Genomic DNA, 21342 nt, shown 5'->3' on the forward strand with positions numbered 1-21342 from the left:
TCTGATTCATTAAAAATAGAATCAGAGCATTGATCGGATCTATAGTTTGAATGATAAAATAGAGAAAAGCATACCTTAAGTTGTGTAAGGCATGCTTTTAGGATATCTAATCTTCAATTATAGACTATCTCCAAAGTCTTGCCTGAATTTTGCCATTAGTTGTTGGGGCCAATCGTTGATAGGCTCGAGCCCTCCCATAAAGAAGCGGAGTACAGGTGGCTCATAAACAAATTTAAGTCCGCCTATTAAGTGACGGTTATCAAACAACCATGTGAGGCGATCTTCAACATATTTGATTTGCGACAGTGTAAATACTCGGCGCGGAACAGCCAAGCGCAATAGTTCCATATCTGCATACGTTTCATTACCATATTCGTCACGCTGATTGGACACCGATCCTCGTTCCATACCACGTACACCCGAAATGAGAAAGAATGCAGCGGCTAATGCTCCTGCCGGATATTGAGATTGAGGAATGTGCGCACATATTTGCATTGCATCTACGTGACAACCCAATACTCCCGGAGGGGTAACTACAGGAATACCTTTGCTTTCTAAAGCGTTCACTAGATAAGCTATAAACTGTGGGCTTTGACAAATCATACTTTCGTCAAGCGTTTCGTATAATCCTACTGCAATAGCTTCTACTTCTCGTACCGACATACCTCCATAGGTAAGGAAGCCTTCGAAAAGAGGTACCAGGGGCTCTAATTCTTTATAAATAGCTTGGTTGTTGGTACAAATACCTCCACCTCGAGAAGAACTTAATTTACGAGCCGAAAAATAGACCAAATCGGCAAGATCGGTCATGCAAAGTAAAATATCAGCCATCGAAGCTTCTTTAAATTCCTCCTCACGTTGTTTTACCAACCAAGCATTTTCTCCAATCAAACTGGCATCCAATACTAAAGGTATTCCATATTTGTCGGCAATAGCACGTACACCACGCAGGTTTTCTATTGAAAACGGTTGTCCTCCAATTAAGTTTGTAGAAGCCTCCATGCGAATATATGGAATTCTGGCAGCAGTATGTTTCAAGATACACTCTTCGAGTTTCTCAAGATTCATATTTCCTTTAAATGGATGCTTACTATTAATAACATAAGCTTCGTCGTACAAAAGCTCTTCAATACGTCCACCGTATTGAGTTATATGTGCCATAGCTGTTGTAAAGTGGTAATTCATAGGTACTACACTACCTTTCTTTACATAAGCATTGGATATTATATTTTCGGCAGCACGTCCCTGATGTACAGGTAGCAGGTATTTTTTTCCTAAGACATCCAATACTGCTTTTTGAAAACGGACAAAGCTTTGCGATCCTGCATACGCATCGTCAGCCATCATCATGGCTCCCAATTGACGGTCGCTCATAGCATTGGTACCACTGTCGGTAAGCATATCCAAGAATACATCTTTAGTATCAAGTCTGAATGTATTGAACCCACCTTCATAAAGGGCTTCAAGACGACGTTCGATAGGTACTAAATGCAGTTTTTGTACAATGCGTACTTTGTGCAGTTCAAGAGGAATATTTTCCCCACTATAAAATTTAATTTTCTCGTTTTCGTTTAGCATAGTATTATCTTATTTGATTCTTAGAATTTAGGTTTCGTAAACTTAAAAATAATTTGTGAATTGACAAAAAAGATACTTCCTCTAACAAAAAGAAAACTAATTGTTTATGAATAGTATGCCAATTAAATTTTATGAATAGAAAGTAGAGTAGAAAAATATATAAAACGAAAGATTATTATACCCTAATAATAGGGTAGCGTGTACGGTCTTTTTTTGTGTAGCAGATGTTGTTTTATGGTAAAGAAACCAATAAGAAAGTAGAAAATAGTGTCGGGATGAGACGACTCGAACGTCCGGCCTCCACGTCCCGAACGTGGCGCGCTACCAACTGTGCTACATCCCGAAATATTGTAATACAAAAGTAAGGTCTCAGACCTTTTACTATTTTGGTGAGTATAACAATTATAGATTACTAAAGTTTCAATCTATTTTATGTTTATGGAAGATCATATTATTCTTTATCCTCAGGACAAAGCTTGTCTATAAAGAGAATCCCTTGTAGGTGATCAAATTCATGTTGAAAAATAATTGCTGTAAAATTACCTGTGCGCGAATATCCTTCTAGTCGTTCTTTTACCAGATTTCCGTTTTCGTCTGTGTATTCTACTTCAACCCACGGGTATCGGATCGAGTTTCCACTGATACCTGGAATAGATAAACAACCATCGCGCTCAAAACAGATAGTTTCTTCAGGATGCTTTACTATTTTGGGGTTTATAGCTACTGTAACAGGATAATTAGGTTGATCGATACGGGTAAAAAGAAATACATTTCTTGCTATACCTACTTGCGGTGCAGCAATGCCTACTCCAGATTCAGAAGCCATAGTTGCTTTTAGGCGATCAATTAATAATTTAAGATCACCTACATTATCTGTATTTTCAATATCAGAACATTTTTGTCGCAGAAAAGTAGAATCTCGCTGATCTGTAATTTTTAAAACTCGAAATGGAGTTTCCGATGTTCCATCGTTTATCAAATCTTTTTCGTATTATAATCGCGAAAATGAAAAATCGACATTTTCAATTTGAAAAGTCGAAAAAAAGTAAGGATCAAATCGAAATAAACCGATTTGATCCTTACAAATATAAGATAATTAAAGCACAGCACACAAACAATCTTCAACTACGCCCCTTATTGCTTTCATAATTTAATACTATTTTTATACTGCGTCCCTCAATAACCTAATAATCACTTGATCTAACCGCTTATTAGAGTTTCCCGTTTTATCCGTAAAAGGATGTACAGCATCAGGGGCGAATCGCTGAAAGATTGATATGTTGTTATTGGCATCGGGGTTCTGATTTACGTAATTAGTGCCATTTGCTGTATTGTAATCAGATAAAAAAGTGCTGCTGTTGGGAATATATTTATTCCATGCAAAGGCTACCTGTGAGGCTACATTTAGAAATGGAAAACCGTATTTTTCAGCAACTAACTTTTGCATCTTACAAATAGCTGCGCCAGCTTGATAGAAACCGCTCTTTAACAGTTCGCCTGTTTGATCTTCGTGATAGCCTACAACGATTATTTTCATATAAGGCTTACGTTTTAGAATCTCATTCATTAAATAGTTAAAAGCTCCTACGTATGTGGTGCGGTCTAATGAGTTCCAATCAATCGTTCCTTCATTTTGCAGTTGTGCATAGATTTGTTTTCGATCGTTATAGCCGTGATCGAAGAAAATAGCGTCTATTTGATCGAGATAAGGCAGTATTACACGTTCGTAGGAGGCATTTCTAAATGTTTCCATTTGTGCAGGTGTTACTTTTCCTGCATAACGGGCTTCTTTTTCGGCTATTGTTTCGGACAAGTCCAAGCCGTCACGCCCTGTGCCTAATACGCCCGTTCCTGCAATACATATACCCGAAGCTCCGATACCTTTATTAATAGCATTATACCCCAACGCCTTGCAGGCATTCACAAAATAAGTACAGCCTATTGTGATAGATGTACCAACGGCTAACATAGTTTTAGTAGCTCCTACACCCTCTAATCTTTTAAGTGAAGTTGTTAGCGACTCACTACCATTTCCAGCACTTGTAGCATAAACCATATTGGCTGTAAGCGTTGATATTCTCACATAATAGTCAGAGGGTACACATATACACCTGTCTCCGATGATTACGGTTGAATCGATCTCTTTTTTATTGGAGTCAAACAGTACCACGTTGGCAAACACGCTCATGTTGGCGGATGGAAAATCTGTTGATACAAACAAATAGCCGTTGGGTGTGGGCGATGTGAGGTAATCGGATGTTTTCCACGCTGTCTGTGTAGCATCTATTGAGCCATCCGCTCGCTGAATACCAACCGAAAAGCCTGTATCTAACGATGCAGCGTTCGAGGTTACACGTATAGAAGCTGATATTGCGATTAGGTCGGTTAATTTCTTTTTAGAAATATCAAACTCTAATCTCTTAACAGAATTTGTTAGCGACTCACTACCATTTGCCGAACTGGTAGTATATACTGTATTGGCTGTAAACGTTGATATTCTGACATAATAGTCAGAGGGTACACATATACATCTATCTCCTATAATGACGGCTGAATCAATCTCTTTTTTATTGGAGTCAAACAATATTGCGTTTGCAAATACTACGTTAGCGGATGGGAATATCGTTGAGATGAATAAATAGCCGTTGGGTGTGGGTGATGTGAGGTAATCACTCGTTTTCCATGCGGTTTGGGCGGTGTCTATTGTGCCGCCTGCTCTTAAAATTCCTACTGTAAATCCTGTTTCTAACGGTGTAGCATTGGACGTTACACGTATAGAAGCCGATATTGCGATAAGGTCGGTAAGTTTTTTCTTTGCTAAAGCATCAGATACAGCCTTATTAGCTGGAATAGTTGTTATGCTTTCTGTTATTTGTTGGGTTATATTTGATTGTACCAGCACATCGCTCGGATAAGCTGTTAGATAGGTATTATTCCACATAACACCATCATATTGGTATATATAGCTTAAGCCCGATGCAGGGTCTTTTTCGGCTGTTACGATATACGCCCATCCTTTTTGTGCGACGACTGGTAATAAAGCTTCACTAACTACTTCGCCTTTATTTATCATGCCCCCAACGATATTGTCGAGGTCTGATTTGTCGGCTTTTTCGCGAAAAGATTGTGCAAGTCCTAAAACACGGTTTTGCGCAATAGGTACACTTTTATGATCGAATGAATCGATCAAGTTTGCAAAATCTTGCCCGTTGGGTTCCTTATTATCGGAAAATGTTTGTTTTAAAGTTAGTATATCTTGTGTTGACATTTGATTGCTGTTTAAATAGTGTTTAAATGTGTTTTTAACGCACTTTTATAATGTGCGCTTGCACAATGTAGGGCTGGCGATTTTCGTGCGGTTCATCATCCCCAACTGCTTTAATTGTTGCCTCTGCCCATTGCGGCGTAGTCATACCTCCGACACGATACTCAGCATCGGGGGTTTTGTCATCTAACCCACTAGGCGTATTTGTGGCATCAATATCACCAGCACGCGCCGATAATTTATTAAAAGATGTACTACTATGATCTGTATGGTTATGCTTAGGCAACTCACTAGCTGTTAACTTGTGCTTTTCTTCACCCCCTATATTTCCCTGACTGTTATAATCACCATCACCACTATAACCGACCGAAACACGACGTCGGCGATCAGGTATTTTAAAAGAGTTAACGCCATCACCGCCATATATTGTGCCGATATTTTCATATAACTCGGGGTACTCTGTAACCGACAACTCACGACCATCACAAAGCATATAATCACGGGGTATTCTAGCGATAAAACCCGCCCATTCTTTGATTGTACCCGCAGGGTCGCCCGTTATATTCTTGATTTGTGTAAATAGTTCCTGATTAGTTGGTATCTTTTCGAAATCATCCCAATTGTACTCACCAGTTGCCGAAAACTCGACATAACGAGTAATATAAGACTCGGGGTATTCGACACCAAAAGCCGACAAAGGGGTCTTAATCTCGCGAATGGCGATCTTATCCTTTTTTGCAGCCCCGACAAGTTCCAGCGTTTCGCCATTGATAACGACCAGCCCGTCGGCAATCATCGCAACATTATTTACGACGCTTTCGTCGCACCCTGATAAAATATATGTTTGACCGCCAAGCAATGCGAGATTTGCAGTTTGAAATATTGCGTTCTGTAATTTTGCAAGCCCCTCACTGTATAGCGGAAAATTATCTTTATTTAGAAAGTTTACCTTATTCATAAACTATGCGGTATTTTTTAGATGCCAGCTTATTGCTGTTAATGATTGATCTTAGTTTTTTGAGTTCGTCGTCCGAAAAATTATAACCATACGGAAAAACGACATCAAAGTCGGTTATAGTTGTACCGAGCATGTTATTTCTAACCAGTATATAAGGATCACCCGTGCCCTCTTTTGATAGCAATATAGGTTTGCCCGTTATCTCTTTATGGAGTATAAAATCATCGAAATTTATCGGTGTATCACGTATAAAAATGCGGCGATCGTAATAGTCGTATAAATCGTTGAGTCTGCCCTCTAAGTAACAAACCTGACATAAAACGTCTGTGTCGAGTGAGTTTGTATAGTTAATAAAACGGCTATGTAATACGGCGAGAGGGCGCACGAGTGAGGACATCAAAGCCACAATAGCATTTTTACGCCATCGCATCGGCAAAAGCAACAAAGCCAGCCGCGAGAAACTTATGTTATAATAGTTCTTATTCATTCGGTATCATGTTTAACACGAGGTTATTATCTGTTATCTTGTAATAACCAGCATACGGAACGGATCGGGCAACGATGGGTGTAAATTCGGTATAATTACCGTGTCGCGATGCCGCTTGCTTCAAATCGGCAATCTCAACACCTTGTACAACTTGCAAAGCATCAATAAGCGCCTGATTGGTGTATAGCCCGTTAAAAGACAAATTACTGATATAGCCCCTTATTGCATCTTGTATCGGGGTGTCGTTTGTCCCGTCGAGCCGCTTGCCCTCACTGTCTAAAATCAACGGATCATAATAAATATCGAAATTGAGTTTAAGATCATCGCCTTGCGTATTGACAATCGTTATTCGCACGCCCGCGTCTTTTATTCTCATTATGTAAGCATAAAAAGCAGCATATTGCACGTCGGTTAACGGTTGCTTTTCACCATTGACTGATCGGGCGACCTTGACAAACAAAATGCTTTGATCGTCAGCCTCGACACCAGCCGCAAACTTGACGATCTGCGATACTTCGATTTGCTCGGGCGTCAAACCGTCGTTGTCGTATTGATCTGTATCGCCCGCCAGTTCATAACCAAATTGAAACTCTTTTGCGCGTGTTGCGTACCATCGGGGTGTATGAGTCTTGTTGTTCCGTAATAAAGCCAGCAAATCGATCATAAATTGCTCGAACACTTGAAACGGCAAGATCATACATGTTGCAACGACATAAAAGATTATATTTTCGGGTGACACCGTCGAAAATTGATCCTCAAAGCTTTTACCGTCCTGTAAGTTATATTTTTGCCTGATAGTCTCGTCTGCAATATACGAGCCCGTCATTATGGCTTTTATTTCGGCAATTGTCATACTACTTTAGTTTAATGATTAACCAAATTACCAAGCCGATGAAACAACCTATACCAATTGAGATAAACAGTTTTTGCCACCAGTAAAGACCCGTTTCGGTCTTTACCTTTTCGATGGTTTCCGTTTTAGTCTTATCCTTGCTTTTATCGACCGACTGAGAACTCGACGTACTGGTTTTTACTTGATTTACACTATCATTAACTTGTGTATCGGTTTCTTTCGTCAGTTTAATATCGTTTTCTTCTTTTATCGGCGGCTTGCCCGTTTCGGGGTTTATCGGCTTATCGGTGTCATACTTTTTTTGTCTGATAGAGATATTAAGTTTTTCGCTAATCGCTGTTTGTACGGCTCGGCTTATGGCTTCGTATATTGCAGAATCGCCCGACATGGTTATATCTTTTTCGATATTCGTTTGCACTTTTTGGCGGGTATCGGTTGTTACGCTTTTAGGCGATTTACAACCAGTAAAAGCAAAGCATAAAATGAGTATGTAAAAGAAATGTTTCATTGATCTGCATATTTTATGTTATTGATACGATTTAACCAACCTCGCTCAAAACGTTTATTCGCGGGGCGAGCCTTTACAATCTCATGTATATATTGTATGCGGTCGGCTTTTATCAGTTCAAATAATTGCTTTTGATCCTGATAGTCATTAATTGCCGCGAGTGTCTTTTTTCCTACAATACCATCAGCAACAACGCCGATCAACTTTTGAGGGCGTACAATGCCATGTTTACCCGATGCCCAAACCCAATCGACGAGAATATTTGCGATTGACTGGTTTTTAATTAGGTCGGCTTTCCAGCGATCCCAATAATGCGGTTTAAGTACTCGGTTTACAACATCGTCCTTTGTCAACAACTTAAGATCGTCGACGTCGATGTCACCGTCGCCGTCTTTGTCATATCCTACTTGACGCCATGTGCCAATTGTTACACCCATATTCGTAGCGCCGCCCAAATCGTCTGGGTCGTTTACAAACCCGCCCTCATGCCTCAAAATAAAGGGTGCTAATAATTCAACTTTCGCCATTTTCTTTTTCTTCGTTATCTTGTTTAAGTACTTTATATTTATACGAATAATCAATGCCGAATATCGCACCGACAAACGTCAGTATTTCACCAAAAGCAATCAGCACCGAGTTGTCGATCACACCGACGGGCGGCACACAAAAACCAGCTATAAGCAAGCCACAACCAACAATTATCAAAAGCGCTGATACTATCAATTGAAATTTTAATTTTTCTTTCATTTTAACTCACAATAAAATTGACGTTAATCGTCATGTTACCAATACCGCGCCCCACCACTTGCGACGATCCTATGTCTGACGTTGCGGGTTGCACGTTGTTTCTTTCTAAAAAGTTTATCACACGCTTATTTGTAATTGCGGGCGGCGTCAGTCGTGAACCTATTGTAAGACTCTCAGTCGGTGATAAATTATTTTTTACGGCTAGTTCAAACAATACCGATATGTCGCCCGACTCACGCACGGCAATATCGCCGAGCCATTGCCCTTGCTTACTTTCAATATTTTGCATTGATTGGTATATCTATTTTGTTGTCACTTGTAATTTTTATATTCAAATAGCTGACGCGTTGCCCGTCGGCTTCCAGTTGCTCACGTATCTTGTGTTTATACAATAGTGTTTCGTCTGAGTTGAGCATCGACTCAATACCCACGCCGACCGTTGGGGCTTCTTTTATTTCGGCGGGGTTTATGAAAATGATGTTTCTCTGATTTTGTTCTGTTACATCACCGATCGTAAGACCGCCCGTTATCATACCCACACTGTCACGGGTAACACGAATATCAAAGTCGCCCGTTTCTTTATCCAGTAAAAAGCCTCTATCTTTCATTGTTTTACCTTTTTGTTTTCAATATCGGCAAGCTTTGTCGGTGTGATCGGTTGCCCCGACCATTGAGTTATTGCCCCTTTGAGAGCCGCCCCGCCGTCTTGCGATATTGGCATCCATGCCAAGAAAACCGCTTTAAGTGCATTTATACTATTTTCGAGTGCGTTCAATTTATTGGTAAGGTCTTTTACTTTAACCATGCCGCCAAGTGAACCGCCGTTGAGTATTACGCCGCTTTTATCCACAACCACGCTTATATCGCCGCATGTAATCTCGATCTTTTCGACGGTCTCAACACGAGCCACCCACAAATTGCTCAGGTTGCCACCGTCTGCCATTACCAGCACATAACTGTCTTTTTGGGGTATCAGTAATACACGATTGTTGTCGACGGTTGTTGTCGGTAATAAGCGGACATCTGAGAGTTCTAAGCCGTCATAGTCAATTTTGCAAGTCACACCGATAACGTCAATAACCTTTGCCGTAAAGACGGCATTGCCCGAACTTGTACCCGTAAATAGTTGCCCGACCAGTTCGGCTATATTTGCTCTTTTATCCATTAGTTTGAAACCTTTTTACCTATTTCTACTTTGCGGACACCGCCCGACTCGCTGAAAGTTGTTGTAACCGCCGTCACGTAATATGTACCCGTTTTGTATTCATAATCTTTGTCGATAATCTTTGCCGAATAGGTCGGGGCGGCAAAGGGTATAAGCCACCCCGTGATACTACCCTCGTAACCGTCGTATGATAGATATTGGAGTTCTGACTCACCCCTCTTTTTGAGGTCGGCATCCGACATCGGGCTTGTTATTGTTACCGTTCGTTTTTCGCCGCCAGTTGTGCCGACTGTCACCTTTTTCTTTTTGCCATCCATGCCGATACCATTCACTTGCACCTCAAACTTACGATCGTCTTTATTACGGTATTTTAAATCGGAGCTCTCGATATTTACCGAAAAATCGTAAACCACATCGCCGCCTTTTTCAACGTATGGCGGGTGTATGTGTAAAGTATCGCCAATCATGTACATATTTGCCTTTGTATCGTCCTTTAGCTTCTTAAGCACATCGAAAGCGTTTGCATTGTTTATCACAAACTTTTGATAAGTAATATCATAAGTGCAATCGAGGTTTTTAAGCCCGATCGCCGACATACAATATTGCGCGATCGCTTTTACCGACGTGTTTAAAAACTGTTTATTTTTAACCGATTTACGTGTCAAATACATGGAGTCTTCACAATTGAAAGTCAAAGAGTCGTCGTCTGTATCAATTCGTTGCACATAGCCCACATATTCGGTGACAAGATTATCGTCATAACCGAGTTGTATTGTGATCGTGTCGCCGACTTTAACGTATTTCTCGTGATCCAATGACTGATTATAGACAACGGCGGGCACAACAACCGTCGCCGTGCTGGTAAGCAGATCGACCGACTTGTGTATCTCGACCGACTCGAGCATGGCGAGGCTGTATTTGCCGCCTATCCGTATGTCATAAATCATGCTAAACATTTACTTGACTTCTATAAAAAGATTATAACTATCGTCGCTCACCGCTTCAAAAGACCAGTTTTGCACGTTTTCGCCTTTGGAAAACGGCAAGTCGTAAGTCAGCACGACGATTTGATTAATGTTGAGTAATTGCAATAAGTCATTCTGTACACCAATAGCACGTTTTTGCGTAATTGCCTCTCTGAGTTTTTGCACTTCGATGTCGGTGTAAGTGTACATATCATCGTTTACGAATGTGCTTTGTACATTTATTTTAATATCGCCCTCACACCAACGCTCTTTAATAGTACCGCGACCCGTAGACTTTGCCACATTGCGCATTTTAACGATGTTCTCACCACTGATTGAGACAAGGGGCTCATAAGGTAAAAGCCACCAACTGTTATCAGGCATTTGCAATGAAAACGGCATCACTTGCGAAACGGTTTGCCCGCTTTCGACAAGGTCGCTCGCATCGCGTATCGTAATAGGTCTGTTATTGTAAATTAGATTAAACATTTGCCTGAGCCATTGTGAGCGCACGCGACAACTCGTCGAGGACAATGTCGCGTACCTTTTCCGCGCCCTCTTTGACATTGCCCGCCGTAACGTTCATTGTTTGAACTAAATTGCCGAGATTGATTGTTATATGGGTTGTCTTTGATCCGCCCGTTGCGATTGAGTTTGCAGTCTTACCACTTGCACCCCCTTTGCCCCCTTTGCCGCCACTACCTGAGCTAGTACCGCCCAGCGTTGACGAATCCATACCCGCGACACTCGGGGTCGATATGCCGATCTTGTTTTTCAAACCGTTAACAACATCACCGAGAGAGGTATCGTTAAAAGAAAGGCTTTGCCCCGCCTTTTTAAACTCACCAGCCGCAAGTTTACCCGTTTCGATTAAACCTTTTGCCCCGTCTGTTATTTCTTTTTTACGACGCTCGGTATCGGCTTGAATTTGAGCGATCATGCTTTGATTCTCACCACTATCACCGATGCCGACGGCTTCCTTGAATTGATACCAGCCCTCTTTAATTTTGTTTAGTCCGATCATTAACCCGTTTATCATCGTATTGAAATACAATTTAACTGAATCGACATATAACTTAAATATCAATTTTGCACCATTCATCGTATGTTCCCACATCGTGCCCCAACCGTCAACTTTTATAATAAGAAAAGCGATAACGGCAATCAAAGCGATAATACCCGCAACTATCCATGTAATAGGGTTTGCCCACATAGCGAGACTATTTGCGATCCACGCGAGTGTCTCCGCACTTTTCAGTGCTGTAATTACCTTTGTTATTGCTGCATACGCCATTGTTGCGGTTTTGACAACTGTAAATGTTGCTGCAAGCCAAAGCATAACCCCGCCGAATACTTTTGCCGTTGTACTTAGATTGGTGATCTTTTCGCCTACTCTGTCAAAAAATGTAGTTGAGTCAGCCAACAACATATTAAAGCCTCTCATTACTGGCAATAAAAGCGGTTGTATGATATTATACAGATCAAGTAACAGATTATTGATATTTGCCATACCCATAGAAAATTGACCTCCCAGCGTGTGACTCATTTTCTCTGACATACCGTAAAACATGCCGCCCTCTTTGGTTGCGTTCTGAAATGCCTGAGTCACCATATCGGTGCTGATCTTACCCTTACCCATGTCGTCTTTTAACTGCAAAATACTTTTGCCAGTATCTTTAGACATCTGCAAAAGCGGATTAAAACCAGCATTTACCATTTGCAAAAGGTCTTGACCCATTAATTGCCCAGTCGCCGACATCTGAGAGAACGCAAGCGTTAAAGATTCAAACCGCCCTTTGTTACCCATTGCGATCTCGCCGATCGCACGCATATTCGGCATTATATTTTCTTGTGCCATACCAAAGCCCGCCATCGTTTGCACGGCACTGCTTAACGATTCTTTGCCGTATGTTGACTTTGCAGCATAAGCCGATATACTGTCGACCATTTTTTTTGCGTTGCCCTCACCACCAAAAAGAACCTCAAAAGAGGCGTTTCTCATTTCGTTGTCGATACCCAGTTTTAACGCACGTCCACCAACCGCACCCGCAATGACAAGCGGGTTTGTCAGTAAATTAGCGAATGGAATGCCCGATAATGCGTTTCTTATCGAACTAGAAAAACCGTTTAGCTGTGTATTATTGAGGCTTTGCACCTGATTACGAAGATCGCGCACCCGTCGGGTTGTTTCGATAACAGAACCGCCAGCGCGTCGGAGCGCTGACGACAATCTGTCTCGCAATTCAATCGTATATGTATAAAAATTATTCATTTACCAGCTTCTTGTTTTCTGATCCATTCGAGAGTTTTGGCGTGCATTGCCCATTCGTCATTCGTCAGCCCGTCGGGGTCTATATGTAAGTGATAGCGTATTTGTGCATCTATAATGCGATACGATTCAGTTTGCGGGTCGTGTATTGTGGCTGACGTTAAAGCTTTTCCAGCGTAACGGTTTCGGCTTGTATGAGTTGTTCGATTTGATTTGCCAAGCCCATAAACGATTTATCGTTTGTTTTAAGGCTTTCATCACCACCCAACCAACAATTGTCGAGTATAGCCTCAACACCGCCGATAATGTTGTTTTGTGCGATCCGTGTCATTGCAAGCGATAATGTTTTGCGGTCGGGATCGTGTACATATCCTACCTTGCCGCTTGCTGAGGTAATGCGGTGTATACATTTATCTTTTGTTGCATACTCTTTTTTCCATTGTTCGATTTGCTCAGGTGTCGGGTTCGGTATATTTACTTTTGCCATTTTATTATTGTCTTTTGATTGTTTAAATACTGTTTAAATGCGTTTTAAAGGGTTACGAGCCCCAATGCAAGGAAAGGGAGTTCAATCTCCATAAACTTGTCACCTTGTGCCATCTTTCGCTCGGCATCGGTAAACTCTGCCCCTTTGACAACCTCGGTACAAATCACATTCGAGTCGTCGGGAACATAAGCCACAATGATGTCGACTTTAAGGTCGAGTATTGATTTGCCAGTTGACCGCTCGATTGCGATTAATTCGCTTTGTGTGAATGTAAGAGAGCCCGTGTAAGTTTTATTACCTCGTTGTATTGATCGCGGGTTGCGACCTTTAGCGTGCAAAAAATCTTTTTCCTGAGAGGGTTTATAACTTACATTGCGAAAGCCCTCGATCTCAATGCCGCCGACGTTGAGGCGTATATCTCCCCACTCGTACTCACGACCGTTTATAAGAAATAGATCGCTTAATGCCATATGTTTTAAAATGATTTGTAAGAGTCTGAAACCCTTAATTTGCTGTTATTGTAAAGCCTAAAAGAACGTCGATATATTTGCCATAGCCGAAAGGACGAACGCGTAAAGTCCCTTTGATTTGAGAGGTTGCCAGCACATTAACAGTGCGGTCGACAACGCATTTTACACCCTTGTCGTTTTCGTCGGTTGGATCGACCGAAAGCTCGCCTTTCATGTTCAAAGAAATGGCGTTGATAACCTTTTGCTCAAAAGCGGCGGCATACGTTTCGATCATAGTGCCGTTTTCGTTAACTGGTATTTCGTCGACCAGTTCCTCGACAAGTGTCGGGTAAGCAATGCGAAAAGCTTTGTCTATTGTACGGCGGCGGGTTATTTGGTTATAATCGTCGGTCTCTTTAGAGGCGAGTAAGTCGTCGGCTACGTAATAGCCCGAAAAACCCGTAAATGTTCTGAAAGTCAAATATCTTTTGCCGTGTATAGTGTTGATGTCGGCAAGTTCGATCGGTTTATCACCCGCATACATTTCGAGCACATTTAATGCCCCCGATTTTACACGGGCGATATTGCGTTGCACTGGTGAACTCGCGATGCGTCCAGCGATAAGACCGACACTCTGATTTTTTGAACTTATCGACGTATCGCCGATAACGACACCGACACGGTTGTAAGCAAAGGTTTTCAGATCGGGCAAAGCCTCAGGATCACCCGCATAAGACAAACCGTCTAAGATGCTGAAAACAGGTGCGTTTTTAACCTCGGTTGCCCAATTGCCCAAAGCTTGTGCGTTAAGCATAGCCGCCGCAAGATCGGTGTCGAGACCGTTCGTTATTGTCGGGGTTTCGCTCGCAACTTTAGTTACTGCAAAGCCTCTTATTTCGCCTTTTGTCAGTTCGATAATATTGCGGCAATACGGATTATCTTTATTGAGCACGTCAGACATTGCCAGCGTTTGCGGATAACCGACGATATATGTTTTTGTGCCGTCCTGAGCCTCAGTGTAAAAGTCTTTAACGATCTTATACACAAGCGGGTTATTTTCGGGCGTTATGCCCAGCGCTTCGAGTCCGTCGATATTTTGCAACGGGTAATGTTTAGCTAACGTGAATTTGTCGGCAACCGCACTAGCACCCACCACCACAAGGCAAAGCAAACCGTCGGCACTTGATACCGCTTGCCCGAGTGCCCCGTTTCCGTATTCTATTTTTACGCGTGGTAATTCTGCCATTGTATTATTGTTTTTTAATGGTGATAATTGTTTTGTTTGCCAGTGAGCGAGTGTGTTTTATTGCATCGTTCTCGTTACCAAACGGCACAAAGTCACTCGTGAAATGCAGTGCCGTAAATCGGCTTTCTTTAGCGAAAATGGTAGCCGCAATACGATTTCGTTTGTCGGTGTCGGCTTTCGGCTCGTTGGCTGGTTCGTCAATATTTGCCTGAGCCATTGAAAGCGCACGAGACAACTCGTCGGCGACTATTTCGCGTACTTTTTCGGGGCTGATCTCGGGTTTTACCTCAATATCAATAGTACCGTTTAGCGTACCACCATTGTCACCCCCTTGCTCGCCAGTTCCTTTGTTTTCTGTCTCATTATCCACGCTGGTACTTTCGCCGCCGCTTGTTTGGGCACTGTCGCCACTCCCTTGTGTACCGTCACCACTTGTGCCCGATCCAGTGTCACCGCTTGCGGTCTGTATCGGCGGCGTTTGCTCGCCTTGATTATCGGTTTGTGTCTTTGTATTTTCGGCTGTCTGAGTTCCCGCAACTTCTGTATTATCTTTTGGATCAGGTGCACCATTGCTTTTATTTTTAGTCTTGTTATCTGCCATGATTGTGATATATTGAATTGATATGTTAAAAGAGATACAGAGACCCGCAAGTCAAGAATCGCATTTAGTAGGTTTTATTCTGTTTGCGGTCTCTGTATGTGTTTTATAAAGTTTATGCGGCGTCGCTGTATATTGCCGAAACACCGTAAGCCCTGAAAGGCATTGCTACAAATCGCATTTGATAACCGAGAATCCAACCGCGATACAATGCCCAATTGTACTCGGGTTCGCCTTTTACGTCACCCATTGCACGCATAACCTCAGACTTAACGAATGCGATAGACGACTCGCTACCTGACGCCGCCCCGTAAGGTTGTTTTGTTCCGTCGGCGGGGTTGTATTTAGGGTTTCGGGTGAAAGTGTATATCTTGAAACCGTATACCTCTTTTTCTTGCATGATCTCTTTAAAAAGCTTTTTATCTTCTTTCTTAAGGTCTGCTTTGTGTTTAGGGCATAGCAAAATAACACGACCGTCTTGTGGCAATTCGGCATCGTCGAAAGCGGTTTGTAAGTCGAGTATGTCGTCGAATGTCAATGCCTTTGTTCCGTCCAATTTTGGCGCACCAGTGGTTTTGAGCACGGGTGTTGTTGCCGTGTGCGAATTGGGTGCGATGTTATACGCTGCACTTGTAGACGCCTTTGTACGTAATACATTGATATGCTGGCGCGATACCGATTCGGCTTTATTGTAATTGGTTTCGAGTTCGTCTACATTGGTTACGTGTATCGGCTCGGTGTCGTATGTGTGCAAGGGTATAACGATACCTTTATCGGTTCGCTGTTTTGCAACTAGAGGCCATACGGCATTGTCCTCGAAAACTTCGGGATCAGCCCCAACCTCAGCGAGATTAATCGTGTTGTTGTCGACCATGTGATCCATGTCGGTAAGTTCTTGCAACCATTCGGCATTCGGATAGAAAAGAGCAAGAATAACGCTAGTAAAAATTGATTTAAAAACTGTTGCCATTGTATGAAAAATTAGAGAGTTTGTTTAAGTCGTTCAAATTCGCAAGGGCTGTTTGCTCGCATGGCGCTTAAACCTTGCGGGTCTTCTTTTGCCCATTGTAGATAATTCCAGTTCGCACGGTCGCCCGATAAGTGTGTGCGCTGAGTCATGTCTCTAAGAGATTGAGTCGGTTTTGACTCGATACCGTCGATAAATTCTTTTACCGCATCAAAGTCGGTTTGTGCCAGTTTAGACAAATTTGTTTTTGTCTTTTCGTCGATCTTGCCCGCATCCTGAGCCGCCGATAAATACGCCGCGATTTTCGCATCTTTTTCCTTTTTGATCTCGGCTTTTAGGTTTGTGATTTCGTCGTCTTTTTCTCTGACTGCGATCTCGATGTCGCGATCGTCGTAATTCGGCTTAAGCCCTAAGCTTGCAACCGTTGACGCAGATAATAGAATTACCGTCTTTTTTTCGTCTGCCATTTGATTAATTGATTGATTGTTATTGAAATTGAGTTTTACTTGCTCGAACGATAATACCTCGCGTTTTTCGTTGTAAAGCCTCACCGCACCAGCATCCGACGGTATGGGCGTTATACTTGCTTCGATTAGTTCCCATTCGGTCACCACATATTCATCACCGATTTGCTCGAGTTTTAAAATGCGTATACCGATTGATGCACCTCTGAGAAAGCCCTCATCGACTTTACGTGCTTTTTCGGCTGCAAATGAGTCGTTAAGATCAAATACGGGTGTCGCTTTGAGTTTGCCATTTTCGATTCGTCGGTTTTCCCATCGTCCGATTAAATGCTCAGTGTTATGATCGTAAAGCAATACGGGGTTTGCATCAAAGCGGGTATAAATGCCGCCACTCAACAAAACTTTAAACCCGCGATCGTTTATCTGACTTTCATCTGAAATAGTGAAGTCTTTTTCTTTTTCGTCCATGTGAAAATTGAATTATAGCACAAAGTAACGGCGCAATTTCGGGGCGTCGAAAAAGGTCGGCTATCATGGCATAACTTTTTTATTATCAGCATTTAAAGGACGAATTTTGCATTAAATAATCACAGTTCTTTAACCACAAAAAAGTTATGCCATGTTGGTGTAACTTTCTTTTTAACACATGATTAATTAATGGCAAAAACACCAAAGGAAAACGACAAGCAAGCTAAAGCCCGATCGCTTTACATGACGGGTCAGTTTACCCAAACGCAACTTGCGGATATTGTCGGGGTTGTACCTCGCACAATCATGCGATGGGCTGAGGCTGAGAGTTGGGACGTAATACTCGAAAGCACAAAAAGTTCAAAGGAGAAACGGATCGCAAAATACAAAGGGTATTTAAAAAGTATTGAGGAAAAGATCGAAAGCCGAGAGTCTACAAACGACGCATACCCGACAACCGCCGAGATCGACCAAATGACAAAGCTTGAAAGCATTATCAAGAAGTTACAAGATAATGCGAGTATCGGCGAGATTGTCATGTACTCTAAGAACGTGTGCACATTCGTGCAAGGCTATGATGTAGAAAAGGCAAAGGAGTTAGTCGGCGTTTTTGACGCTTACATTAAATCGTTGATCTAATGGCGACAATTGCAGATAAACAAGCGATTGCGTCATGGGACGACTTTCGCGAGGGTATACTCAAAGCAACCAATATCGACCGCACCGAAAGCCATGCAGACAAGCAAAAGCGTATAAAACGGCTCGAGGCTGATTTTGAGTCGTGGTGTAAATATTACTTTCCCAATTTTTGCACCGCCGAACCCGCCCCGTTTCACAAAAGGGCAAGCCAGCGAATTATAAAATCGCCTGAGTGGTTCGAGTCAAGGGCATGGGCGCGAGAGCTCGCCAAGTCTACCCGCACCATGATGGAAGTTTTACATCTCACATTGACGGGCAAAAAGAAAAATGTAATGCTTATCTCAAATTCTGAGGATAATGCAAAACGTTTGCTCGAGCCATACCGCGCAAACCTTGATACAAACCAGCGTATTATTGCCGACTATGGCAAACAAAAGTCATGGAAATGGCGAGACACCGAGTTTAAGACCCGTTGCGGTGTAGCTTTTCGTGCCGTTGGTGCGGATCAGAGCCCGCGTGGTACGCGAAACGATGCCGCCCGCCCCGATGTGATCCTTATTGATGATATAGACACCGATCAGGATTGCCGCAACCCCGAGATTATACGCAAGCGTGTTGAGTGGATCAACGGCGCGTTGATACCCACCCGTGCGGTTAATGTGCCTTTGCTGGTGATCGTATGCGGTAATATTATCGCCGAGTATTGTTGCGTAACTGAGTTAATGAAGAAAGCCGACAAGGTCGACATCGTAAACATACGCACAAACGGCGTGAGTTCGTGGGCATCTAAAAACAGCGAGGAAAACATCGACCGCGTATTGAGTATGATCTCGTRTGCGTCGGCACAAACCGAGTATTTCAACAACCCGCAAACCGAGGGGCGTGTCTTTAAAAAGCTGACTTTCGGCAAAGTGCCGCCATTGTCGCAAATGGATCAACTAATCGTATACAGTGACCCCGCACCCTCTAACAGCGATGTAAAAAACAACTCTTACAAAGTGGTTGCCTTACTTGGTCGCAAAGCGGGTATAACTTACGTTATCAAAGTCTTTTGCGAGCAATGCACAAATGCAAAGTTTGTACAATGGTTTTACGACATATACAGCCTGACAAAAGGGTATTATGTGCAATATTGGATTGAAAACAACACCTTACAAAACCCTTTTTACGAGCAAGTTTTTTTACCTCTTTTCAAAGAAATAGGTCGCAAAGTAGGGTACATGATACCCATACGCCCCGACACCCGCAAGAAAGCCGATAAGTTTACCCGTATCGAGGGCACACTCGAACCCGCAAACCGTCTCGGTTTCCTAGTCTTCAACGAAGCCGAAAAAGACAACCCGCAAATGCAAACCGTAAGCGAGCAATTTTTGGTCGTATCGCCTACTTATCGCGGGGCTATTGATGCGCCCGACTGTATCGAGGGCGGTTACAAGATACTTGACGAGAATATCGCCAAACGTGCGGGCACATACCGAGTGCAACGACGGGTAAATCGCGGCTATTAATCAGCATTTAAACACCTTTTAGACAATCAAAATTATGTTTTTGGAGATCGACGAAATGAAATCGGTACTCTATGAGTATCAAATGGACGAAATCGCCGAGGGTGACGAGCAGATTATCGCTGACGGCATTCTTGCGGGTGTATCTGAAGTGAAAAGCTATTTCACCGCCAGCAATCAAAGGCAATGGCAAGACGGGCGACCGATATACGATGTAAAATCAATTTTCGGTGTCACTGGATCGGATCGCGACCCGTGGGTACTCAGAATGTGCAAAACCGTTGCAGCGTATAACATATGCGAACTCTCAAACCTCGATGTCATTTATCAACACGTAAAGGATCGTTACGACAATGTGATTAAAACACTCGAGAAAATTGCGGGGTTGGGCGAATATAAAGATTCACCCACGTTAACACCCGACTTGCCCACGATCCAACCCGACCCCGACGGATCGAATGTAAAAAAAGTTTTCCGATACGGCTCAGCCCCCAAATTTAATCACGAGTAATTATGTCAAGAAACAGACGATATAAAAAAACTGTTACGTTGGCGGCTGAGAAACCAGCCGAAACAGTTGCGGGCACAAACCGCAAACCGACATACGCACCTAAGACGGTACGCAAACCCATTTTGCAGACACGTAAAGATATTAGCGACTGGAACAATGCGCAATACCTTGCAACGCTGGCACTAGACCCGAAACAATATCTATTACAGGATATATATACCAGTATTTCGGGTGATGCCTTGCTCACTTCACAGATCAACAACCGCAAAGAACAAACTATTTCGGCGGGCTTTGAAATGTTGACACCTGACGGTAAGGTTGACGAGAGATTGACGGCTGTTTTAAACGATTTGCCCGTCATGCAAGACATTATATCTCATATCCTTGATAGTGAGTATTACGGTAATTCTTTGATCGAATTATCAAGCGAGAGAGGCGTTAAGCGGGTCGACCTGATTAATCGCCGAAATGTTGTGCCCGACTTTGGTCGTTATTATCCTGACACGGCTTTTAATGATTTTGTTGAGTACCGAAATACAAACGAGTTCGGCAAATGGTTATTAGAGTTCAATTCCGATCATATCGGCTCACTTAATAAAGCAGTACCACACGTTTTGTTTAAGAAGTTCGCACAAACTTGCTGGTCTATGCTTTGCGAGATTTACGGCATACCGCCCCGCGTATTGAAAACCAACACACAAGACCCCGCCATGTTGAGCAATGCCGAAAATATGATGCGCGATATAGGTGCGGCGGCATGGTTTATTATCGACACGACGGAAGAGTTTGAATTTGCGAACGCGGTAAATACAAACGGCGACGTATACCGCAATCTTATCAACCTTTGCGACAACTACATAAGCATGTTGTTTTCGGGCGCGATCATAGGTCAGGACACCAAGAACGGTAACGAAAGCAAAGAGAAAATAAGTATCGGCATTTTAGACCGTTTGGTTGATTCCGATAAACGTATGGTAGAAACCTACATGAATAGCGTTGTTATACCCGCATTATATCGCATACACTGGATACCAGCCACGAGCTCGCGGTTTAAATTTAAAGTTGCAGAGGACACCGACAAGCTTTTTGAAATGACTACCAAAGTAATGGCTTATATGGATGTCGACCCCGAGTTTGTAACTGAGAGGTTCGGTATAAAAGTAATCGGTAATAAAAACAACGGCGGTGCAAATTTTCAGTAGGTGCGCAAGCG

The 21342-nt window shown here is 42.6% G+C and carries 25 protein-coding genes and 1 tRNA gene; 4 read left to right on the plus strand and 22 right to left on the minus strand.

Features of this window, described 5'->3' with window-relative positions; genetic code table 11:
* Positions 1–117 precede the first annotated feature (117 nt).
* From IR022_RS11505 to IR022_RS11610, 22 genes are all read right to left on the minus strand, one after another.
* Positions 118–1578 carry a tryptophanase gene (locus tag IR022_RS11505; RefSeq protein ID WP_194203787.1) on the minus strand — a complete coding sequence of 487 codons (1461 nt, stop codon included), beginning with the start codon at positions 1576–1578 and terminating at the stop codon, positions 118–120.
* 270 nt (positions 1579–1848) lie between these two features.
* Positions 1849–1921: transfer RNA gene (locus IR022_RS11510), tRNA-Pro, on the minus strand.
* 108 nt (positions 1922–2029) lie between these two features.
* Positions 2030–2557, minus strand: a complete 528-nt coding sequence (gene def, locus IR022_RS11515) for a peptide deformylase (protein WP_194203788.1) — start codon at positions 2555–2557, stop codon at positions 2030–2032.
* A 183-nt stretch (positions 2558–2740) separates the two neighbouring features.
* The gene (locus tag IR022_RS11520; protein WP_194203789.1) at positions 2741–4846 is read right to left on the minus strand and encodes a hypothetical protein; all 2106 of its coding nucleotides are present in this window, start codon (positions 4844–4846) and stop codon (positions 2741–2743) included.
* 34 nt (positions 4847–4880) lie between these two features.
* Complete coding sequence (locus tag IR022_RS11525) at positions 4881–5639, minus strand: phage tail protein (RefSeq protein WP_194203790.1); 759 nt, start codon at positions 5637–5639, stop codon at positions 4881–4883.
* Between the two features lie 154 nt (positions 5640–5793).
* Entirely contained in the window at positions 5794–6288 is a 495-nt protein-coding gene (locus tag IR022_RS11530) for a hypothetical protein (protein ID WP_194203791.1), read from the minus strand.
* Positions 6281–7141, minus strand: coding sequence for a nucleotidyltransferase (locus tag IR022_RS11535; protein ID WP_194203792.1), 861 nt, complete (start codon positions 7139–7141; stop codon positions 6281–6283). The genes IR022_RS11530 and IR022_RS11535 overlap by 8 nt, the downstream gene beginning before the upstream one ends.
* A gap of 1 nt (position 7142) precedes the next feature.
* Entirely contained in the window at positions 7143–7649 is a 507-nt protein-coding gene (locus IR022_RS11540; protein ID WP_194203793.1) for a hypothetical protein, read from the minus strand.
* Positions 7646–8176, minus strand: a complete 531-nt coding sequence (locus tag IR022_RS11545) for a glycoside hydrolase family 108 protein (RefSeq protein WP_194203794.1) — start codon at positions 8174–8176, stop codon at positions 7646–7648. Before IR022_RS11545 ends, IR022_RS11540 begins: the two co-directional genes overlap by 4 nt.
* A complete protein-coding gene (locus IR022_RS11550; RefSeq protein ID WP_194203795.1) occupies positions 8163–8396 on the minus strand; it encodes a hypothetical protein in 234 nt (77 codons plus the stop codon). Before IR022_RS11550 ends, IR022_RS11545 begins: the two co-directional genes overlap by 14 nt.
* 1 nt (position 8397) lies before the next feature.
* Positions 8398–8685, minus strand: coding sequence for a hypothetical protein (locus tag IR022_RS11555; RefSeq protein ID WP_194203796.1), 288 nt, complete (start codon positions 8683–8685; stop codon positions 8398–8400).
* Complete coding sequence (locus tag IR022_RS11560; RefSeq protein ID WP_194203797.1) at positions 8672–9004, minus strand: hypothetical protein; 333 nt, start codon at positions 9002–9004, stop codon at positions 8672–8674. The genes IR022_RS11555 and IR022_RS11560 overlap by 14 nt, the downstream gene beginning before the upstream one ends.
* Entirely contained in the window at positions 9001–9561 is a 561-nt protein-coding gene (locus IR022_RS11565; protein WP_194203798.1) for a hypothetical protein, read from the minus strand. Before IR022_RS11565 ends, IR022_RS11560 begins: the two co-directional genes overlap by 4 nt.
* Complete coding sequence (locus tag IR022_RS11570; protein ID WP_194203799.1) at positions 9561–10403, minus strand: hypothetical protein; 843 nt, start codon at positions 10401–10403, stop codon at positions 9561–9563. Before IR022_RS11570 ends, IR022_RS11565 begins: the two co-directional genes overlap by 1 nt.
* 114 nt (positions 10404–10517) lie before the next feature.
* A complete protein-coding gene (locus tag IR022_RS11575; RefSeq protein ID WP_194203800.1) occupies positions 10518–11015 on the minus strand; it encodes a DUF6046 domain-containing protein in 498 nt (165 codons plus the stop codon).
* Positions 11008–12798, minus strand: a complete 1791-nt coding sequence (locus IR022_RS11580) for a tape measure protein (protein WP_194203801.1) — start codon at positions 12796–12798, stop codon at positions 11008–11010. Before IR022_RS11580 ends, IR022_RS11575 begins: the two co-directional genes overlap by 8 nt.
* A 157-nt stretch (positions 12799–12955) precedes the next feature.
* Positions 12956–13282: a hypothetical protein gene (locus IR022_RS11585; protein WP_194203802.1), complete on the minus strand. Its 327-nt coding sequence runs from the start codon at positions 13280–13282 to the stop codon at positions 12956–12958.
* A 44-nt stretch (positions 13283–13326) separates the two neighbouring features.
* Positions 13327–13752, minus strand: coding sequence for a hypothetical protein (locus IR022_RS11590; protein WP_194203803.1), 426 nt, complete (start codon positions 13750–13752; stop codon positions 13327–13329).
* Positions 13753–13786: 34 nt separating this feature from the next.
* Entirely contained in the window at positions 13787–14977 is a 1191-nt protein-coding gene (locus IR022_RS11595; RefSeq protein ID WP_194203804.1) for a DUF2586 family protein, read from the minus strand.
* A 4-nt stretch (positions 14978–14981) separates the two neighbouring features.
* Complete coding sequence (locus IR022_RS11600) at positions 14982–15578, minus strand: hypothetical protein (protein ID WP_194203805.1); 597 nt, start codon at positions 15576–15578, stop codon at positions 14982–14984.
* Positions 15579–15690: 112 nt separating this feature from the next.
* Entirely contained in the window at positions 15691–16545 is an 855-nt protein-coding gene (locus IR022_RS11605) for a hypothetical protein (protein ID WP_194203806.1), read from the minus strand.
* 11 nt (positions 16546–16556) lie between these two features.
* Positions 16557–17474 (minus strand): HK97 family phage prohead protease, encoded by a 918-nt coding sequence (locus IR022_RS11610; protein ID WP_194203807.1) that lies wholly within the window; start codon positions 17472–17474, stop codon positions 16557–16559.
* Between the two features lie 189 nt (positions 17475–17663).
* Here IR022_RS11610 and IR022_RS11615 point away from each other — a divergent pair, with 189 nt between their 5' ends.
* Genes IR022_RS11615 through IR022_RS11630 form a run of 4 tightly spaced genes read left to right on the plus strand, consistent with a single transcriptional unit; the run spans position 17664 to position 21331 of the window.
* Positions 17664–18113, plus strand: coding sequence for a hypothetical protein (locus IR022_RS11615; RefSeq protein WP_194203808.1), 450 nt, complete (start codon positions 17664–17666; stop codon positions 18111–18113).
* Entirely contained in the window at positions 18113–19621 is a 1509-nt protein-coding gene (locus IR022_RS11620; protein WP_194203809.1) for a hypothetical protein, read from the plus strand. The genes IR022_RS11615 and IR022_RS11620 overlap by 1 nt, the downstream gene beginning before the upstream one ends.
* A gap of 40 nt (positions 19622–19661) precedes the next feature.
* Positions 19662–20129, plus strand: coding sequence for a hypothetical protein (locus IR022_RS11625; RefSeq protein ID WP_194203810.1), 468 nt, complete (start codon positions 19662–19664; stop codon positions 20127–20129).
* Positions 20130–20167: 38 nt separating this feature from the next.
* A complete protein-coding gene (locus IR022_RS11630) occupies positions 20168–21331 on the plus strand; it encodes a DUF935 family protein (RefSeq protein ID WP_194203811.1) in 1164 nt (387 codons plus the stop codon).
* Positions 21332–21342: the final 11 nt, after the last annotated feature.

The sequence above is a fragment of the Dysgonomonas sp. GY617 genome (assembly GCF_015233815.1).
GTDB lineage: Bacteria > Bacteroidota > Bacteroidia > Bacteroidales > Dysgonomonadaceae > Dysgonomonas_A.

Coding starts and splice junctions, on each gene's coding strand:
- IR022_RS11580 (WP_194203801.1), bottom strand. CDS start 12,798: ATGAATAATTTTTATACATATACGATTGAATTGCGAGACAGATTGTCG.
- IR022_RS11610 (WP_194203807.1), bottom strand. CDS start 17,474: ATGGACGAAAAAGAAAAAGACTTCACTATTTCAGATGAAAGTCAGATA.
- IR022_RS11615 (WP_194203808.1), top strand. CDS start 17,664: ATGGCAAAAACACCAAAGGAAAACGACAAGCAAGCTAAAGCCCGATCG.
- IR022_RS11575 (WP_194203800.1), bottom strand. CDS start 11,015: ATGTTTAATCTAATTTACAATAACAGACCTATTACGATACGCGATGCG.
- IR022_RS11595 (WP_194203804.1), bottom strand. CDS start 14,977: ATGGCAGAATTACCACGCGTAAAAATAGAATACGGAAACGGGGCACTC.
- IR022_RS11505 (WP_194203787.1), bottom strand. CDS start 1,578: ATGCTAAACGAAAACGAGAAAATTAAATTTTATAGTGGGGAAAATATT.
- IR022_RS11520 (WP_194203789.1), bottom strand. CDS start 4,846: ATGTCAACACAAGATATACTAACTTTAAAACAAACATTTTCCGATAAT.
- IR022_RS11535 (WP_194203792.1), bottom strand. CDS start 7,141: ATGACAATTGCCGAAATAAAAGCCATAATGACGGGCTCGTATATTGCA.
- IR022_RS11550 (WP_194203795.1), bottom strand. CDS start 8,396: ATGAAAGAAAAATTAAAATTTCAATTGATAGTATCAGCGCTTTTGATA.
- IR022_RS11600 (WP_194203805.1), bottom strand. CDS start 15,578: ATGGCAGATAACAAGACTAAAAATAAAAGCAATGGTGCACCTGATCCA.
- IR022_RS11540 (WP_194203793.1), bottom strand. CDS start 7,649: ATGAAACATTTCTTTTACATACTCATTTTATGCTTTGCTTTTACTGGT.
- IR022_RS11560 (WP_194203797.1), bottom strand. CDS start 9,004: ATGAAAGATAGAGGCTTTTTACTGGATAAAGAAACGGGCGACTTTGAT.
- IR022_RS11545 (WP_194203794.1), bottom strand. CDS start 8,176: ATGGCGAAAGTTGAATTATTAGCACCCTTTATTTTGAGGCATGAGGGC.
- IR022_RS11530 (WP_194203791.1), bottom strand. CDS start 6,288: ATGAATAAGAACTATTATAACATAAGTTTCTCGCGGCTGGCTTTGTTG.
- IR022_RS11565 (WP_194203798.1), bottom strand. CDS start 9,561: ATGGATAAAAGAGCAAATATAGCCGAACTGGTCGGGCAACTATTTACG.
- IR022_RS11590 (WP_194203803.1), bottom strand. CDS start 13,752: ATGGCATTAAGCGATCTATTTCTTATAAACGGTCGTGAGTACGAGTGG.
- IR022_RS11585 (WP_194203802.1), bottom strand. CDS start 13,282: ATGGCAAAAGTAAATATACCGAACCCGACACCTGAGCAAATCGAACAA.
- IR022_RS11555 (WP_194203796.1), bottom strand. CDS start 8,685: ATGCAAAATATTGAAAGTAAGCAAGGGCAATGGCTCGGCGATATTGCC.
- IR022_RS11525 (WP_194203790.1), bottom strand. CDS start 5,639: ATGATTGCCGACGGGCTGGTCGTTATCAATGGCGAAACGCTGGAACTT.
- IR022_RS11605 (WP_194203806.1), bottom strand. CDS start 16,545: ATGGCAACAGTTTTTAAATCAATTTTTACTAGCGTTATTCTTGCTCTT.